The 13449-nt window shown below is 71.2% G+C and carries 11 protein-coding genes; 4 read left to right on the plus strand and 7 right to left on the minus strand.

From position 1 onward, the window contains the following. Positions 1-126 precede the first annotated feature (126 nt). A complete protein-coding gene (locus OG302_RS19130; protein WP_371527890.1) occupies positions 127-1584 on the plus strand; it encodes a DUF2637 domain-containing protein in 1458 nt (485 codons plus the stop codon). Positions 1585-1605: 21 nt separating this feature from the next. Here the strand turns inward: OG302_RS19130 and OG302_RS19135 are convergent, their stop codons facing one another. Then, positions 1606-1815 carry a hypothetical protein gene (locus tag OG302_RS19135; protein ID WP_371527891.1) on the minus strand — a complete coding sequence of 70 codons (210 nt, stop codon included), beginning with the start codon at positions 1813-1815 and terminating at the stop codon, positions 1606-1608. Positions 1816-2188: 373 nt separating this feature from the next. Next, entirely contained in the window at positions 2189-3934 is a 1746-nt protein-coding gene (gene lysS / locus OG302_RS19140) for a lysine--tRNA ligase (RefSeq protein WP_371527892.1), read from the minus strand. A gap of 156 nt (positions 3935-4090) precedes the next feature. On the opposite strand from lysS, the gene argS reads away from it, so the two are divergent. Further along, a complete protein-coding gene (gene argS, locus OG302_RS19145) occupies positions 4091-5863 on the plus strand; it encodes an arginine--tRNA ligase (RefSeq protein ID WP_371527893.1) in 1773 nt (590 codons plus the stop codon). Positions 5864-5947: 84 nt separating this feature from the next. On the opposite strand, the gene OG302_RS19150 is transcribed toward argS, so the two are convergent. Both OG302_RS19150 and OG302_RS19155 read right to left on the minus strand, forming a co-directional pair. Then, the gene (locus tag OG302_RS19150) at positions 5948-7180 is read right to left on the minus strand and encodes a PLP-dependent aminotransferase family protein (RefSeq protein ID WP_371527894.1); all 1233 of its coding nucleotides are present in this window, start codon (positions 7178-7180) and stop codon (positions 5948-5950) included. Between the two features lie 84 nt (positions 7181-7264). Further along, the gene (locus OG302_RS19155) at positions 7265-8725 is read right to left on the minus strand and encodes a helix-turn-helix domain-containing protein (RefSeq protein WP_371527895.1); all 1461 of its coding nucleotides are present in this window, start codon (positions 8723-8725) and stop codon (positions 7265-7267) included. A 192-nt stretch (positions 8726-8917) separates the two neighbouring features. On the opposite strand from OG302_RS19155, the gene OG302_RS19160 reads away from it, so the two are divergent. Beyond that, positions 8918-9448 (plus strand): DUF4232 domain-containing protein, encoded by a 531-nt coding sequence (locus OG302_RS19160; RefSeq protein ID WP_371527896.1) that lies wholly within the window; start codon positions 8918-8920, stop codon positions 9446-9448. 105 nt (positions 9449-9553) lie between these two features. On the opposite strand, the gene OG302_RS19165 is transcribed toward OG302_RS19160, so the two are convergent. Continuing rightward, positions 9554-10126: a DUF4232 domain-containing protein gene (locus OG302_RS19165; RefSeq protein ID WP_371527897.1), complete on the minus strand. Its 573-nt coding sequence runs from the start codon at positions 10124-10126 to the stop codon at positions 9554-9556. A 264-nt stretch (positions 10127-10390) separates the two neighbouring features. Here OG302_RS19165 and OG302_RS19170 point away from each other — a divergent pair, with 264 nt between their 5' ends. Further along, positions 10391-11335 (plus strand): NAD(P)-dependent oxidoreductase, encoded by a 945-nt coding sequence (locus tag OG302_RS19170; RefSeq protein ID WP_371527898.1) that lies wholly within the window; start codon positions 10391-10393, stop codon positions 11333-11335. Here the strand turns inward: OG302_RS19170 and OG302_RS19175 are convergent. Next, complete coding sequence (locus tag OG302_RS19175) at positions 11332-12309, minus strand: zinc-binding dehydrogenase (protein ID WP_371527899.1); 978 nt, start codon at positions 12307-12309, stop codon at positions 11332-11334. The two genes, OG302_RS19170 and OG302_RS19175, sit on opposite strands and share 4 nt — an antisense overlap. A 107-nt stretch (positions 12310-12416) precedes the next feature. After that, positions 12417-13406, minus strand: a complete 990-nt coding sequence (gene hemB, locus OG302_RS19180) for a porphobilinogen synthase (RefSeq protein WP_371527900.1) — start codon at positions 13404-13406, stop codon at positions 12417-12419. Between the last annotated feature and the right edge of the window lie 43 nt (positions 13407-13449).

Raw genomic sequence — 13449 nt, forward strand, 5'->3', positions numbered from 1 at the left:
GGCAGTTGTAGAGCCCGGCCCCTGGTGGGCCGGGCTCCTGCCGTACCGGCACACCGGCTTCCGCATGCGTGTGCCAGGCTGTCGCTCGCAACAAACCGAACAGGGAGGGGTTCGCGGGTGGCCGCGATGCAGCTGACACGCACGCACCGAATACTCATCGGCGTGGTCGTCGCCGGTGCGGTCGTCATCGCCGGCATCGGTTTCGCGGGGTCGTACGCGGCCGTACGCGAGCTGGCCGAGAAGAAGGGCTTCGGCAGCTTCTCGGCGGTCTTCCCGATCGGCATCGACGCGGGCATCTGCGTCCTGCTGGCGCTGGACCTGCTCCTGACCTGGATCCGCATCCCCTTCCCGCTGCTGCGCCAGACGGCCTGGCTCCTGACGGCGGCGACGATCGCCTTCAACGGCGCGGCGGCCTGGCCCGACCCGCTGGGCGTGGGCATGCACGCCGTCATCCCGGTCCTGTTCGTGGTCGCCGTCGAGGCGGCGCGGCACGCGGTGGGCCGGATCGCGGACATCACGGCCGACAAGCACATGGAGGGCGTACGCCTCACGCGCTGGCTCCTCTCGCCCGTGCCGACGTTCAAGCTGTGGCGCCGGATGAAGCTGTGGGAGATCCGCTCCTACGAGCAGGTCATCCAGCTGGAACAGGACCGCCTGATCTACCAGGCCCGCCTCCAGGCCCGCTTCGGCCGCAACTGGCGCCGCAAGGCCCCGGTGGAATCCCTGATGCCGCTGCGCCTTGCCCGCTTCGGCGTACCGCTCGCGGAGACCGCTCCCGCGGGGCTCGCGGCCGCGGGCATCGAGCCGGCGCTGCTTCCGCCGGCGCCGGTGCCTGTGCAGGCGGCGGTGCCGGTGGCCGGGGATGCGCAGCAGTCGCAGCATCCGGAGCTGGTGGCGCCGCCCGCGCCGCAGCTGGAGGCCGAGCCGCAGGTGCAGCACGCGCAGCCGCAGGATCAGGGCCAGGGCCGGCAGCAGCCCGCGCAGGAGGCCGAGGGTGCGCATGTGAGCCCGTGGTTCGCGGCTCAGCAGCCTTCGTACGTTCCTGAGGAGCCGCACGACCAGTGGTACGCGGACCAGCAGGCGTACGCCGAGCAGCAGGCCTACATCGAGCAGCAGGAGTATCTGGAGCAGCAACAGGCGTACTTCGACGAGCAGGACCGTGCAGGTCAGGCGGAGGTCGACCCCGCGTTCCAGGTCCCCTCGGGCGCGCCCGGCCGCACCCGGCCCCTCAGCGGCCAGCATCTGATCCCGGGTCCGCGCGAGGAGGCCGAGATGGCCCAGCAGATGGCCGAGCAGGCGTCCCAGCAGGTGGAAGAGGCGGCGGAGGAGCTGCCGGTTCCGGATGACATCCCCGGGCTGCCGGACGACGTGTCCCGCGAGGAGGCGTACTTCGTGGCGTTCCGGAAGTACGTGAGCGAGCTGGGCGACTACCCCAACGCCCGGCAGTTCGGCCTCTACTTGATGGACCTGTACGGCGTCACCGGCCAGGCGGGCGGCCCTCCCGCGGAGAGCACGCTGCGCCCGTACCTGCGTGACTTCCGGGGGCGCTACCAGGAGGAGCTGGACTCCGAGTACAGCGCGTAGCGGCGCTCGGGGCCCGGTGGCTCAACCGCTGCTGCGGGCGCGCTTCTTGCTGCTCTCGCCCCAGACGGCGAGGGCGGTGCCCACGACGAACAGGGCGAGGTAGCCGGGGGTGGGGATGTCCCACCACTTGTGGAGGAGGCCCCACGACTCGCCCCCGAAGATGCGCCCGGCCGCGCCGAGGGCTCCCTGAATCCCGACGACCCATCCGACGATGGAGATGATTTCCTTCATACGTCCAGGATCACTCGCCCCTGAGCGCCGTTCGTCCTGCCCGGGACGGATCCCGGAGTAATCCAAACGATGCAGGCGACTGAAGCTTCCCCTCCCCCACCACGTTGCGGACGCCCATCGGCCGGGCAGCGATTCCGGCACCGCCCATCCGCCGGCGCCCGCTATGCGCTGGGCGCCTCCACGCTCCCCCCCACCACCACACAGACCCGCCGCTTCGCGGCGGATGTCTCCCACCCGCCCACCCGGCACCCCGGGGCAATCGGGTGGGCGGGAGAACTCTGCCGCGAAGCGGCAGTCCAGTCCGCGGCACGCGAAAGGGGCGGCGCCCATGGAGCTGGGCGGCGCCCCTTACACGTAACGCCAAGCGCGAGCGCTACGCGCCCAGTAGCTTGCGGACCCGCTCCGCGCCCACGGCGAGCAACAGCGTGGGCAGGCGCGGCCCCGTCTCCCGGGTCACGAGGAGCCGGTACAGGAGGGCGAAGAAGGACCGCTGCGCGACCTTGATCTCCGGCGGGAGTTCCTTCGCCGTGGCGTCCGCGGAGAACCCTGCCTGCACCTTCGGCACGCCGTACACCAGGTGCGTGAGCCCGTCGAGGGACCAGTGCGAGTCGAGGCCCTCAAGGAGCAGCCGCAGCGACTCGCGGCCCTCGTCGTCCAGCGACGAGAGGAGCTCGGCGTCCGGCTCCGAACGCACGATCGTGCGCGCGTCGGCCGGAACCTGGGTGGTGATCCAGTTCTCGGCACGGTCCAGCCGCGGCCGGGCCTCGTCCAGGGACGAGATCGGGTCCGACGGGTCCAGGTCCCGCAGAATGCGCAGGGTCTGGTCCTCGGCGCCCGCCGTGACGTCCGCGACGGACGCGAGCGTCCGGTACGGAAGGGGACGCGGGGTCGCGGGCAGCGGACCCGCGGCCGTACGCACCGCACGCGAGTGCGCGGCGGCGTCGGCGGGCAGCACGGACCCGTCGGCGACCTTCGCGTCGAGCTTGTCCCACTCGTCGTAAAGACGCTGGATCTCCTGGTCGAAGGCGATCTTGAAGGACTGGTTCGGCCTGCGACGGGCATAGAGCCACCGAAGCAGCGGCGCCTCCATGATCTTCAGCGCGTCGGCCGGAGTCGGCACACCGCCCTTCGAGGACGACATCTTCGCCATCCCGGAGATGCCCACGAACGCGTACATCGGCCCGATCGGCTGCACGCCGTCGAAGATCTCGCGCACGATCTGCCCGCCGACGACGAACGACGACCCGGGAGACGAGTGGTCCACGCCGCTCGGCTCGAAGATGACGCCCTCGTACGCCCAGCGCATGGGCCAGTCGACCTTCCAGACCAGCTTGCCGCGGTTGAACTCGCTGAGCAGGACCGTCTCGCTGTGCCCACATTCCGCGCACACGTACGAAAGCTCGGTGCTCTCGTCGTCGTACGACGTGACCGTCGTCAGGTCCTTCTCGCACGCGCCGCAGTACGGCTTGTACGGGAAGTACCCGCTCCCGCCGCCGCTGCCGTCGTCCTCGCTCGCGGCGCCGGACCCCTCGGCGGCCTCCAGCTCGGCCTCGTCGACCGGCTTCTGCGACTGCTTCTTGCCGGGCGCCTTCTTGGTCCGGTACTGGTCGAGGATCGCGTCGATGTCACCGCGGTGCTTCATCGCGTGCAGGACCTGCTCGCGGTAGACGCCCGAGGTGTACTGCTCGGTCTGGCTGATCCCGTCGTACTCGACACCCAGCTCGTCGAGCGCCTCGGTCATGGCCGCCTTGAAGTGCTCGGCCCAGTTCGCGTACGCCGAACCTGCCGGGGCGGGCACGGAGGTGAGGGGCTTGCCGATGTGCTGGGCCCAGGACTCGTCGATGCCGGGGACACCGGCCGGGACCTTGCGGTACCGGTCGTAGTCGTCCCAGGAGATGAGGTGGCGGACCTCGTGCCCGCGCCGCCGGATCTCGTCGGCGACCAGGTGCGGGGTCATGACCTCGCGGAGGTTGCCCAGGTGGATCGGCCCCGAGGGCGAGAGCCCGGAGGCGACGACGACCGGTTTGCCCGGGGCACGACGCTCCGACTCGGCGATGACCTCGTCCGCGTAGCGGGAGACCCAGTCGGTGGTATCGGTGCTCTGAGCCACGATCGGCACGCCTCTCTTCTTCCACTCTTCTTCTACGTGAGTACCGCTTGACGGAGTCATTCTCCCAGGTCGACCCGTAACCGCGAAAACCGCTTTTCACCCCGTGGGATACTCGAATTTCTCGACCCCCAGCAACCAGGCACCCGAGCAGAACGGCACCCATTCATGGCCTCGGTCACGTCCCTCACCGCCTCCGTCCACCAGCGCCTCGCGGACGCCCTCTCGGCTGCCCTGCCGGAGGCCGGCTCCGCCGACCCGCTGCTGCGACGAAGCGACCGGGCCGACTACCAGGCCAACGGGATCCTGGCGCTCGCCAAGAAGCTCAAGGGCAACCCGCGGGAGCTGGCCACACAGGTCGTCTCGGGGATCACCGCGCCCGACCTGATCAAGGACATCGAGGTCTCCGGACCCGGTTTCCTGAACATCACGGTCACGGACCGGGCGATCGTCGAGACCCTGGCGGCCCGCGCGGCGGACGCCCGGCTCGGCGTCCCGTACAAGGAGAACGCCGGGACGACCGTCATCGACTACGCCCAGCCGAACGTGGCCAAGGAGATGCACGTCGGCCACCTCCGGTCGGCGGTCATCGGCGCGGCCATGGTCGAGATCCTCGAGTTCACCGGCGAGAGCGTCATCCGGCGCCACCACATCGGCGACTGGGGCACCCAGTTCGGCATGCTCATCCAGTACCTCCTGGAGCACCCGTCGGAGCTGGACCACGGCGACGCCGCGAGCGTGGACGGGGAGGCGGCGATGTCCTCCCTCAACAAGATCTACAAGGCGTCCCGCGTGCTCTTCGACTCCGACGAGGAGTTCAAGACCCGCGCCCGGGACCGGGTCGTCGCCCTCCAGGCGGGCGAGCCCGAGACGCTCGCGCTGTGGCAGCGGTTCGTCGACGAGTCGAAGATCTACTTCTACTCGGTCTTCGACAAGCTGGACATGCAGATCGCCGACCCCGACATCGTCGGTGAGTCCGGCTACAACGACATGCTCGAAGAGACCTGCCGCATCCTGGAGGAGACCGGCGTCGCGGTCCGCTCCGAGGGCGCGCTCTGTGTCTTCTTCGACGACGTCAAGGGCCCGGACGGCAACCCGACCCCGCTGATCGTCAAGAAGTCGAACGGCGGTTACGGGTACGCGGCCACCGACCTCTCCGCGATCCGCAACCGCGTCGGCGACCTCAAGGCGACCACCCTGCTGTACGTGGTGGACGTCCGGCAGTCGCTGCACTTCAAGATGGTCTTCGAGACGGCCCGCCGGGCGGGCTGGCTGACCGACGAGGTCAAGGCCCACCAGCTCGGCTTCGGCACGGTCCTCGGCAAGGACGGCAAGCCGTTCAAGACCCGTGAGGGCGAGACGGTCCGGCTGATCGACCTCCTCGACGAGGCAGTCGACCGGGCCACCTCCGTGGTGCGCGAGAAGAACAACGCGAAGATCGGCCTGAGCGAGGCGGAGATCGTCGAGAACGGCGCGCAGATCGGCATCGGCGCCGTGAAGTACGCCGACCTGTCGACGTCCGCCGCCCGCGACTACAAGTTCGACCTGGACCAGATGGTCTCGCTGAACGGCGACACGAGCGTCTACAGCCAGTACGCGTACGCCCGCATCCGGTCGATCCTGCGCGACGCGGGCGAGCGCACGGCCGTGGCGCACCCGGAGCTCGAACTCGCCCCGGCGGAGCGGGCGCTCGGCCTGCACCTCGACCAGTTCGGCGAGGTCGTGGCCGAGGCGGCGACGGAGTACGAGCCGCACAAGCTGGCCGCGTACATCTACCGCCTGGCGTCGCTCTTCACGACCTTCTACACCGAGTGCCCGGTCATCAAGCCCGCACCGGCCCTCGAAGTCGCGGAGAACCGCCTGTTCCTGTGCGACCTGACGGCTCGCACGCTCCACCAGGGCCTGGCCCTGCTGGGCATCCGGACGCCCGAGCGCCTCTGACCGTCCGTACCCGTCGTCGTACGGGGTGAGGCCCCGCAGCCCGTAAGGGTGCGGGGCCCCAGCCCTGCCGGGGGCGGCCCGCGGCTACCCCCGAAGCGCCTCCCCCAGCCTCCCGAGCCCCTCCGCGATCTCCCCGGGCGTCTGCGTCACGAAGCACATCCGCAGGGTGGCGACATCCGGCTCCCCCGCGTAGAACGGCGCCCCGGGAACGTACGCCACATCGTGCTTGACGACCTCCGGCAGCAACGCGGTGGTGTCGTACCCCTCGGGCAGCTTCGCCCAGATGAACATGCCGCCCGCGGGCCGGATCCAGCTCGACCCCTCGGGCAGCGACGCGCCGAGCCCCGCGAGCATCGCGTCGCGCCGTTGTGCGTACGCGCCCGCGACCCGGGCCACGTGCGCGTCGAGGTCGTTGTCCGCCAAGTACCGCGCCGCGGCGAGCTGGTTGACGGTCGGTGTGTGCAGATCCGCGGCCTGCTTGGCGATGGCGCAGGCCCGCAGCAGCGTCGCGGGTCCTCGCATCCAGCCGAGGCGCAGGCCGGGCGCCATGACCTTGGAGAAGCTGCCGAGCAGCACCGTGCGGTCCTCGGCCCCGGGGTACGTCGCGATCCACGGCACCCGCTCGCCCTCGAACCGCAGCTCCCCGTACGGGTCGTCCTCGACGATCCACAGCCCGCGCCGGGCGGCCACGGCGGCTATCTCCGCGCGCCGCCCGGCGGGCAGCGTGCGGCCCGTCGGGTTCTGGAAGGTGGGGACGGTGTAGAGGAGCTTCGGCCGGTGCGCGGCGACGAGTCCGTCGAGCGCGGCCGGATCGAGGCCCTCGTCGTCACCCGGTACGGCGACGACGTGCGCCCCGGCGAAGGAGAACGCCTGAAGTGCCGCCAGATAGCAGGGGCTTTCGACGAGGACGGTGTCGCCGGGCTCGACGAGTGCCGTCGCGAGCAGCGAGAGCGCCTGCTGCGAGCCGGTGGTGACGATGATGCCGTCCGCGTCGGTGGGCAGACCGCGCGCCGCCGTCCGGCCGGCGATCGCGGCACGGAGAGCGGGCTCGCCCTCCGTGGTGGAGTACTGCAGTGCCGTCCCGGGCGTCCCCGTCAGGACCGCCTGGAACGCGGCGGCGACCCCCGCCGCGTCGAACAGCTCGGGCGCGGGGAGCCCGCCCGCGAAGTTGATGACCTCGGGGCGGGCGGTGACCGCGAGGATGTCCCGTACGGGCGAGCCCCCGACGGCGGCGGCGCGGGCCGCGAACGCGGGGACGGGGGCCGAGGCTTGGGACTGGCCGGTGGGGACGGGGGCGGGGGCGTCGGTGACGGTCATCTGCGGCTCCTTTGCTTTCCGGCAGCGTAAGGACCTGCATGCCACTTACATGCACTGTTCCGGGATACGGACGCACCCCCGCCGCTACGCCGGCGGGTCCGGCACGTCGTCGTTGTCGCGGTTCGTCTTCGTCCACTTCTTGCTGTTGAGCGAGAACCCGTAGACGGGACGGCCCTTGTCGCCGCTCGTGGCGAACGGCTTGCCCGTGTCGTCGATGCGCACCGTGCCGCGCCGGGTTCCGCTCGACCAGTCGAGCTCCAAGTACCAGCGCACGTAGCGCGTGTTGGCGGTGGCGTCGATGAAGAACGCCTCCGGGTCACTCGAATTCACCTTGTACGGGAAGCCGCTGTCCCCTTCCAGCGGGGTCGGGCGGGGCACCGCCGCGTCCAGGTTGACGGCGAACGAGCGCTGGGGGATGTTGCCTCCGCAGCCGACACCGAGGTAACCCATCTTGTAGTTGGTCCACGTGAGCGGTGCGCTGGTTCCGACGACGCGGACGTTCAGGGACTCCAGGACGACGGTTTCCTTGCCCCTGCCCTGCACCGTCAGCTTCACGGTCTGGTCCCGGGCGGAGACCGCGCCGTTCGCGGACACCCAGCTGGCGGCGTCCTGCTCGTTCGGAGGCGGTGAGAGGGTGCCGGGAGCCTTGTTGACGAGGTAGGGGTGCCCGCACGGTTCGGCCCAGTACTGGGGCTGGACGGATACGGTCACCGGGGCGCCCTTGCCGGTGACGGTCCCGCCCTTGCCGCCGTCCCCGGCTGCGGGGCCTCCGGTCCCGCCCCCGACGCCCTTGCCGTCGTCCTCCGACTTGTCGGAGCCCGTCCCTTCTTCGCCCTGCTTGCCCTTCCCGGACTCCTTCGCGGAGGGCGACGCGGACCCGGCGCCGTCCGGGCTCCGCTCGCGCTCACCGCCGTACGGACTCGGGGAGTTGACGGCCGCGCGGTCGCCGTCGCGGTCACGGTCTCCGTCACCGGACGCTGCCTGTACGGCGACGGCGGTGGCCCCGAGCGCGAGCACGGCACCGGCGGCGACGAGCACACGCGCCCTGGTCGGACGCCTGCCCCCGCGCTTGCCCCCGCGCTTGCCCACCGCGGCGCGGGCCGGGCCGATAACGATGTCGGGCGCCTCGTCGGGTGCCGAAGCCGCGGAGTCCGAGCCCGAGTCCGAGTCCGAGTCCGTCGAAGTCGAAGTCGAAGTCGAAGTCGAACCGCCCGAAGCCGAGGCACCCGCCGCCGGGGCCCTCACCGGATCAGGGGCCGCTCCGCGAGCGGACGGCTCCCCCTCCTTGCGGTCGCCTCTCGACGCGTCGGCCAGAATCCACCGCCGGTGGACCTCGACCATCTGCTCCCGCGAGGCCCCGCACGCACGGGCGAGCCGCTCCAGCGGAGCGAACTCCGTCGGTACGGCCGACCCGTTCACATAGCGGTGCAGCGTCGACGTCGACACATGCAACCGCTTGGCCAGCGCCCCGTAACTGAGCCCCGACCTCTCCTTCAGCTCTCGCAGCAAGTCCGCGAGATCGCCCGCCCCCACGCTCTCTCCCATTCCATCCGGCCGTTCCATGGAACGGGGTCGTCGCAGTTCACTGCCGCCCTGATGTCCCGGCATCCCCAACTGCCGTCCCACAGTGGCCGCTGGGACAGAACCCCGCACAAGCTGTGGCCATACAAGCACGCCGCATCGGGGAGTCCCCCGGCGCGGCTCGCGTCTCCCGCATCACACCGAAAGAGATCAGCCATGCGACTCACCACCAAGGCCACCGCCGCTGCCGCCGCCCTCACCGCCGCGCTCTCGCTCACCGCGCTCGGCAGCGCCGCGTCGGCCGCGACCCCCGCCGCCAAGGCGGCGCCGGTCACCTGCACCGCGGCCGTCACCAAGGTCACCGTGGAGGAGGTCGACCGCCCCCTCAACCACCTGCTCCTGAAGGCCAAGAACACCGGAACGAAGACCTGTTACGCGTACGGCGCCCCGTTCCTCCGCTTCGACGACGGGCAGGCGGCCACCCCGTGGCTGGACGAGAGCACGCCCCAGGCGGTCGTCACGCTCGAGCCGGGCCAGACGGCGTACGCGGCCATCGGCACGTCATCGCCCGACGGTTCGGAGGGCTACCAGGCCCACAAGCTGGGCGTCCACTTCGCCAACCGCGCGATGAACGGCAGCGTGGGCGGCTCGGCGGCGGCGACGCTTCCGCAGGACGGCGTGTACGTGGACAACTCGGCGTACGTCACGTACTGGCAGACGTCGGCGTCCGACGCGCTGCAGTGGTGATGCCGCGCTGACCGGCTCCGTTCGCTGAGGGGCGGAACGACGAAGCCCCCGGCCTCGTACGGGGGTGGGACGAGGCCGGGGGCGGCTTGGGGGGAGGTCGCCGGGTCAGGCGACCTTCTCGATCGGGTGGACCCTGACCTGGGTTCCGGGCCCCTCCGTGGCGGGGAGAGTGGCCGCACCGGGCCAGTCGAGGGTGACCGCCCTCGTCTCGTCCGGCACGGTCACCAGAAGCCCCGTGACGCGGACACCGGAGCCGCCCGGTTCGTCGAGCGGGTACGTGATGCCGAACTCGGCCGACTCCCCGTCCCTGAGGACGTCCGCGCTCGTCCACGCACCGCTGTCACCCCTCCTACCGCTCCGCTTCGCGGAGAGCCACCCTTCGCCGGTCCGCAGGCCGACGTCCGCGTACCCGGAGATAGCGCAGTCCCGGCCGCCGCCGTTCGTCAGGCGCACCGTGACCATGCCGTCGGGGTCGCCGCCGACGGTGGTGTCCGACGCCATGATCTCCAGCGCGCCGGAGCGGCACTTGGCCGCCTTGCCGCCGGTGTCCACCGGAGCCGAAGCCGAAGCGTCCCTCACGCCCATGCCGTCGTCGCTGTTGCACGCGGCGAGCGTGAGCACGGCGACAAGGGAGACCCCGGTGCGGACCGAGCGTGTCGTGGTGCGCGTGAACTTCATGGCCAGGAGCCAAACAGCCCCGTTCCGGCCCGCACAAGGAACCCCGGCCGATCTGGAACGCCGGAACGGTTCCGCCCCCGTGACCTGCGGGACCAGCACCCCCCTGGAACACCGCCCTGGGACGCCGGGACCCGCGCGTCCACGGCGCCCCTCACCAACCTCCCGGTAAGTACGCACAAAAAAGTCGGTACTTGTCCGCCTCCCCGCACCCGGCAAGGATCGAAGGCGTTCCCACCCCACGCCTCCGATCGGAGCTCCACAGCCATGCCCGCACAGAACTCCCAGAGCCCACAGGACCCCCAGAACGCACTGCCCGCCCATTCCCCCGTAGCCCTCCTCGGCCTCGGCCTCATGGGCTCCGCGCTCGCCTCGGCGCTCCTCAAGGCGGGCCACCCCACCACCGTGTGGAACCGCACCGCCGCCAAGACGGGCCCCCTCGTGGCGCAGGGCGCGACCCCGGCCGCCACGGCGGAGGACGCCGTCCGGGCCGCGCCCCTCGTCATCGTCTGCCTCACGACCAACGACGACGTCCGCGGCCTCCTGGAACCCGAGGCGGCCCGTCTCAAGAGCCGCACGCTCGTGAACCTCACCAACGGAACGCCCGCCCAGGCGCGGGAGTTGGCGGACTGGGCGGCGGCGCACGGCATCGCGTACATCGACGGCGGCATCATGGCCGTCCCCCAGATGATCGGGACGCCCGGCGCGTACATCCTCTACAGCGGCACGGACGAAGCCGCGTACGCCACGCACCGCCCCACGCTGGAAGCGCTCGCCGCCACCAAGTGGGTCGGCGGGGATCCCGGCGACGCCGCGCTGTACGACCTGTCCCTGCTCACCGGGATGTACGGCATGGTGATGGGCGTGGTCCAGGCGTACGCGCTGATCGGCAGCGCGGGCGTACCGGCCCGCGCGTTCGCGCCGCTGCTCAGGGAGTGGGTCAACGCCATGACGGACGGCCTGGTGCCGGGCATGGCCGATGCGCTGGACTCCGGGCAGCACCTCACGGACGTCTCGTCCCTGGGGATCAACCAGGCCGCGCTCCCCAACTTCCTTACGGCGTACGCCCAGGCGGGGGTCAGCGACGAGCTCTTCAGGCCGCTCCAGGGTCTCCTGGACCGCGCGATCGCCGAGGGCCACGCGGCGGACGGCCTCTCCCGCCTGGCCACCCTGCTCAAGCAGGATCAGGGCGTCGCCAGCAAACAGGGCTAGGGCACCAGAACGACCTTCCCCGTGGTCCTGCGCCGCTCCATGTCCGCGTGGGCCAGCGCCGCGTCCGCCAGCGGAAATGTCTGCACCGCGGGGACCAACTCCCCCTTGGCGGCGGCCTCCAGAGCCCGTCGTTGCTGGTCGGGGCCGTTCTCGGGGTGCTCGATCAGCTGCACCAGTGCGTTGGTGACGGAGATCCGCCGCTCCGCCACGGCCTCCGCGTCCGGCTCGAACCCTTCCTGCGAGGACCAGCCGATGACCACGTGGCGCCCGCCGTCGCCGAGCAGCCCGAACGCGGCGGCGGACTTCTCGCCGCCCACCCCGTCGAGCACGACGCTCACCCGGCGCCCGTCGAGCCGTTCCCGCACGACGTCCGCCCAGCCGGGCTCGTTGTAGTCGACGGCGAGATCGGCACCCAGCCCCCAGACGGCCTCGACCTTCTCGGGCCCGCCGGCGGCGCCGATCACCACCGCCCCGACGGCACCGGCGTACTGCACCACGAGCCGCCCGACGCCCCCGGCGGCGGACGTCACCAACACCACGTCGTCCGGGGTGAGTCGCGCGACGTCCAGCAGCCCCATGGCCGTCGCCCCGGTCATCACCATGGTCACGGCGGCCTCGTACCCGAGCCCGTCCGGCACCTCGTGCAGCTGCGCGAGGTCGGCCACCGCGAGCTCGGCGTACCCGCCGGGCTCGCTGCGCGGGGTCACGACGGACCGCCCCAGCCACGCGGGATCCACGCCGGGCCCCAACGCGTCGACGACTCCGGCGACTTCACCCCCGAAGACGGCGGGCAGCTCGGGCAGCGGCGGCGCCATGTCACTCGCGGCGCCGCTGCGCATGACGGTCTCGACGTGGTGCACCCCGGCCGCCCGTACGGCGATCCGCACCTGGCCCGGCCCCGCGACGGGGTCGGGCCAGGTCTCGTACGTCAGGTTCTCGGCGGGCCCGAACTCGTGCAGCACAACGGCGCGCATACGTCCTCCTCAGAACGTCGGACGCCGGCAGCCTCCGCCGGACGTCGATGCACACCACCCTGCGACCTCAACCAAACTTGAGGTCAAGCGGTCGGTCCGCGCGGGCCTCAGAGCTTCCGCGCCACCTCGGTCGCCCAGTACGTGAGGATCATGTTCGCGCCCGCACGCTTGATGCCGGTCAGCGACTCCATGATCGCCTGGTCCCGGTCGATCCAGCCGCGCTCGGCGGCGGCCTCGATCATCGAGTACTCCCCGGAGATCTGGTACGCGGCGACCGGCACGTCCACGGAGTCGGCGACCTTCGCCAGGATGTCGAGATAGGGACCGGCGGGCTTCACCATCACCATGTCGGCACCCTCTTCGAGGTCGAGCGCCAGCTCGCGCAGGGACTCACGGCTGTTGGCCGGGTCCTGCTGGTAGGTCTTGCGGTCGCCCTTCAGGGACGAGCCGACGGCCTCGCGGAAGGGGCCGAAGAAGGCGGAGGAGTACTTGACGGTGTAGGCGAGGATGGAGACGTCCTCGTGTCCCACCTGGTCCAACGCGTCCCGGATGACACCGATCTGACCGTCCATCATGCCGCTGGGGCCCACCACGTGGGCACCCGCGTCGGCCTGGACCTGCGCCATCTCGGCGTACCGCTCCAGGGTGGCGTCGTTGTCGACGCGCCCCTCGGAGTCGAGGACACCGCAGTGCCCGTGGTCGGTGAACTCGTCGAGGCACAGGTCGGACATGACGATGAGGTCGTCGCCCACCTCGGCGCGCACGTCGCGCAGCGCGACCTGCAGGATCCCGTCCGGGTCGGTGCCGACGGTCCCGGCGGCGTCCTTCTTCGACTCCTCCGGAACCCCGAAGAGCATGATCCCGGAGACCCCGGCCTCCATCGCCTCGACGGCGGCCTTCTTCAGGCTGTCGCGGGTGTGCTGGACGACACCGGGCATGGCGCCGATCTCCACGGGGGCGCTGATGTCCTCGCGCACGAACGCGGGGAGGATCAGGTCGGCCGGGTGCAGCCGCGTCTGGGCGACCATGCGCCGCATGGCGGGAGTGGTCCGCAGCCGACGGGGCCGGGCCCCGGGGAAGGATCCGTACTTGGTCACTGTCTCTCTCACCTCACGAAAAGACTCCGGCCCCGGCTGAGGA

The organism is Streptomyces sp. NBC_01283 (genome assembly GCF_041435335.1).
GTDB lineage: Bacteria > Actinomycetota > Actinomycetes > Streptomycetales > Streptomycetaceae > Streptomyces.

What these genes read in the sequence shown, in the direction of transcription:
- OG302_RS19135 (WP_371527891.1), bottom strand. Translation starts at nt 1,815, where the DNA reads ATGAAGGAAATCATCTCCATCGTCGGATGGGTCGTCGGGATTCAGGGA.
- OG302_RS19165 (WP_371527897.1), bottom strand. Translation starts at nt 10,126, where the DNA reads ATGAAGTTCACGCGCACCACGACACGCTCGGTCCGCACCGGGGTCTCC.
- OG302_RS19170 (WP_371527898.1), top strand. Translation starts at nt 10,391, where the DNA reads ATGCCCGCACAGAACTCCCAGAGCCCACAGGACCCCCAGAACGCACTG.
- OG302_RS19155 (WP_371527895.1), bottom strand. Translation starts at nt 8,725, where the DNA reads ATGGGAGAGAGCGTGGGGGCGGGCGATCTCGCGGACTTGCTGCGAGAG.
- OG302_RS19175 (WP_371527899.1), bottom strand. Translation starts at nt 12,309, where the DNA reads ATGCGCGCCGTTGTGCTGCACGAGTTCGGGCCCGCCGAGAACCTGACG.
- OG302_RS19150 (WP_371527894.1), bottom strand. Translation starts at nt 7,180, where the DNA reads ATGACCGTCACCGACGCCCCCGCCCCCGTCCCCACCGGCCAGTCCCAA.
- OG302_RS19160 (WP_371527896.1), top strand. Translation starts at nt 8,918, where the DNA reads ATGCGACTCACCACCAAGGCCACCGCCGCTGCCGCCGCCCTCACCGCC.
- OG302_RS19130 (WP_371527890.1), top strand. Translation starts at nt 127, where the DNA reads ATGCAGCTGACACGCACGCACCGAATACTCATCGGCGTGGTCGTCGCC.
- argS (WP_371527893.1), top strand. Translation starts at nt 4,091, where the DNA reads ATGGCCTCGGTCACGTCCCTCACCGCCTCCGTCCACCAGCGCCTCGCG.